The organism is Corynebacterium sp. UMB8791 (assembly GCF_054166365.1).
Genome location: NZ_JBSZCG010000098.1, coordinates 1 through 302, shown reverse-complemented (window position 1 = coordinate 302; position 302 = coordinate 1). Strand labels below are relative to the sequence as shown.

At 65.9% G+C, this 302-nt stretch carries 1 protein-coding gene; it reads right to left on the bottom strand.

Translation table 11 applies throughout. The features are described 5' to 3' along the window. Positions 1-302, bottom strand: a 302-nt coding sequence (locus ACXIUA_RS02620) for a bifunctional hydroxymethylpyrimidine kinase/phosphomethylpyrimidine kinase (RefSeq protein WP_457976056.1), incomplete at both ends; no start/stop codon positions are given.

Genomic DNA, 302 nt, shown 5'->3' with positions numbered 1-302 from the left:
CGCCGGAGCCGTTGCGCTTCAGCGGCAGGTACGGCGTCGCCACCAGCCATGCACCGGAGCCATTGACGGCGAGCATCTCAATCTCGTCCTCCTTGCGCTCCGGACGCAGCACGCTGGTGACCAGCACGGCCTCCGGGCCGAGCTCCCGAGCAGCATGAGCTGCCGCAATGGTGGACTCCAGATCATTGACCTCGCGGCCCGTCAGGTATCCCAGCTCAAACTGGTTCGGCGTAATCACGTCTGCCACCGGCACGACCTTGTCGCGCAGCAGCGGCGGAATGTTTTCCGAGACGTGGCAGCCC